4 protein-coding genes are annotated in these 2,577 nt (G+C 66.1%); 2 read left to right on the top strand and 2 right to left on the bottom strand.

Annotated features, from left to right (window positions below; translation table 11 throughout):
• On the bottom strand, window positions 1-522 hold a 522-nt coding region (locus AB4Y86_RS16470), incomplete at its 3' end, for a M24 family metallopeptidase (protein ID WP_441403252.1).
• 114 nt (window positions 523-636) lie between these two features.
• On the opposite strand from AB4Y86_RS16470, the gene AB4Y86_RS16475 reads away from it, so the two are divergent.
• Together AB4Y86_RS16475 and AB4Y86_RS16480 are read left to right on the top strand one after the other, a co-directional pair.
• Window positions 637-801, top strand: a complete 165-nt coding sequence (locus tag AB4Y86_RS16475) for an SPOR domain-containing protein (RefSeq protein ID WP_441403253.1) — start codon at window positions 637-639, stop codon at window positions 799-801.
• Window positions 802-902: 101 nt separating this feature from the next.
• Window positions 903-1,481, top strand: a complete 579-nt coding sequence (locus AB4Y86_RS16480) for a YceI family protein (protein WP_441403254.1) — start codon at window positions 903-905, stop codon at window positions 1,479-1,481.
• A 61-nt stretch (window positions 1,482-1,542) separates the two neighbouring features.
• Here the strand turns inward: AB4Y86_RS16480 and panB are convergent, their stop codons facing one another.
• Window positions 1,543-2,439 (bottom strand): 3-methyl-2-oxobutanoate hydroxymethyltransferase, encoded by an 897-nt coding sequence (gene panB / locus AB4Y86_RS16485; RefSeq protein WP_441403255.1) that lies wholly within the window; start codon window positions 2,437-2,439, stop codon window positions 1,543-1,545.
• Window positions 2,440-2,577: the final 138 nt, after the last annotated feature.

A 2,577-nucleotide genomic window follows, 5' to 3' on the forward strand; every position in this document is an offset into this window, starting at 1 on the left:
GCGCAGGGACTCCGCGGTGCGTTCGACCAGGAGCCGTGACTCCTCGTCGACGTCGCCCACGAGGAAGGTGTAGTTGGTGTCGCCGTGCACGCCGCCGATGAACGCCGTGATGTCGATGTTGAGGATGTCGCCGTCCTGGACCACAGTGCTGTCCGGAATGCCGTGGCAGATCACTTCGTTGAGTGAGGAGCACAGGGACTTGGGAAAGCCGCGGTAGCCGAGGGTGGAGGGGTACGCCTTGTGGTCCAGCAGGAACTCGTGTCCCACCTTGTCCAGCTGGTCGGTGGTGACGCCGGGAACGATGTGCTTTCCCACCTCCACAATGGCCTGGGCGGCGATCCGCGAGGCGATCCGGATCTTCTCGATGGTCTCGGTGGACTTGACCTCGGAGCCGGTGAACTTGGCCGGAGCGGGCCTGCCGACGTACTCGGGGCGCGGAATGGACGCCGGCACGGCAAGCTGGGGGCTCACAGCTCCCGGGACAAGGGTGCCAATGGGTGCAGTCGAGGTAAGAGAAGGCATACATTGATTCTATAAGCCCCCGGGCAAAGCCTGGGGAATACGGCGCCCGGGGAATGTAGGGCCGGGACAAGAGAAACCGCAAAAGGCAGCAGCAGGAACCGCGAAGGAGAGCCGATGACCGAGTACTGGTACAACGTCAACACCCATGAGATCGAGGAAGACGCGATGTCCGACTGGAGCCAGCTGATCGGCCCCTACAAAACCCGCGAGGAGGCCGAACACGCGCTCGAGAAGGTCAAGGCCCGCAACGAGGCCTGGGACAAGGGCGACGACGACTAGGATGCAGCCCGGCCGCACTGTCCAAAGCGGTCTTCCGTGGGCAAGAATGACTTTACATACATCCGAATACCGGCTCCACCGGTAGTGCAAGGAGGCACAAGATGGCCGAACTCAGCCCCGAATATGCAGGACAGTGGCGGTTCGACCCGGCCCACACGCGCATCGGTTTTTCGACCCGGCACGCAATGGTCACCAAGGTCCGCGGAGCTTTCAACGACGTCGACGGCTTCATCACCGTGGACGCGGAGAACCCGGAACGCTCGAAGGTCGAGCTGACCGTCAAGGTCGCGAGCATCGACACCCGCAACGCGGACCGCGACCAGCATCTGCGGACCAACGATTTCTTTGACGCCCCCCGGTTTCCGGAGATCACCTTCGTGAGCAGCCGGGTGGACCAGGTGGACCAAGGCCACTTCATCGTCAGCGGCGACGTGACGATTAAGGGCATCACGAAAGAAATTTCGATTCCGATCGACTTCATCGGCGTCGAACGGGATCCCACGGGCACCCTGCGAGCGGGCTTTGAAGGGTCCCGGCGTATCGACCGCCAGGATTTCGGGCTCAAGTGGAATACCGCCCTGGATTCCGGCGGGGTGCTGGTATCGGACAAGGTCACGCTGGAGTTTGAGGTGTCCGCCATCAAGGTCGACGACGACGCCGCCAAGCCCGCCGCAGGCTGAGGCCGTTGCGAACACGGGCACGCTGAAGACACCCGAGGCGGCCACGCAGGCCTAGGCAGGCCTAGAAGGAGTGCTCCGGGCCGGGGAACTGGCCCGAGCGCACGTCCTCGCCGTAGGCTTTCGCGGCGTCCGCCAGGGCGGTCCGCAGGTCCGCGTACTGCTTGACGAACTTGGCCATCTTCCCGCCGCGCAGCCCGGCCATGTCCTGCCACACCAGCACCTGGCCGGTGGTGGCGTTGCCGGCCCCGATGCCGATGGTGGGGACCTCGACGGCGGCATCCACGGCAGCCGCCGCTGCCGCCGGAACCATTTCCATCAGCACGCAAAACGCCCCGGCTTCGGCCAGCGCCACGGCGTCGTCGATGAGGCCCTGCGCGTCGTCGCCGCGGCCTTGGACGCGGTAGCCGCCGAGGGAGTGCTCGCTCTGCGGCGTGAAACCGATATGCGCCATCACCGGGATGCCGGCCTGGACCATGGCCCGGACGGTTTCGGCGTAGAACTTCCCGCCCTCCATCTTGACCGCGTGGGCGAGCCCCTCCTTGAGGAACCGTACGCCCGTGGCCACGGCCTGCTGGGCGGACACCTCATAGCTGCCGAACGGCAGGTCGGCCACGACCAGGGCGCGACGGGCGGAGCGGGCGACGGCCCGGCACAGCGGGATCAGCTCGTCCACCGTAACGGGCAGGCTGGTTTCGTTGCCGAAGACGTTGTTCGAGGCGGAATCTCCCACCAGCAGCACCTCGATGCCGGCCTGGTCGAAGATCTCGGCACTGTACTGGTCATAGGCTGTGAGCATGGCGAAGTGTTCACCGTTGCGCTTCGCCTCGCGCAGGTGGTGCGTGCGGATCCGGGCCGCAGGCTTGGCGGCCGCTGCCGGCACGGCCGGGGACGGGCCGGCACCGTAGGGTGCGGCGAGTTCTGCGGACATGCGGGATTCTGGGCTATCGCTGGGGGCCATGCCACGAGCGTACTGGGAGATCCCGCGTCCCAGCCACCACGGCGGGGCAAGCCGCTGAAAACCTGTCACAAAGCGGGGCGCCGAGGCGGGTTGGCGGCGCACCGCCTTGTTGCCACGGGATGCCGGGGGGCCGCAGCC

This window comes from Arthrobacter sp. 2YAF22_2, assembly GCF_052114645.1.
Lineage (GTDB): Bacteria > Actinomycetota > Actinomycetes > Actinomycetales > Micrococcaceae > Arthrobacter.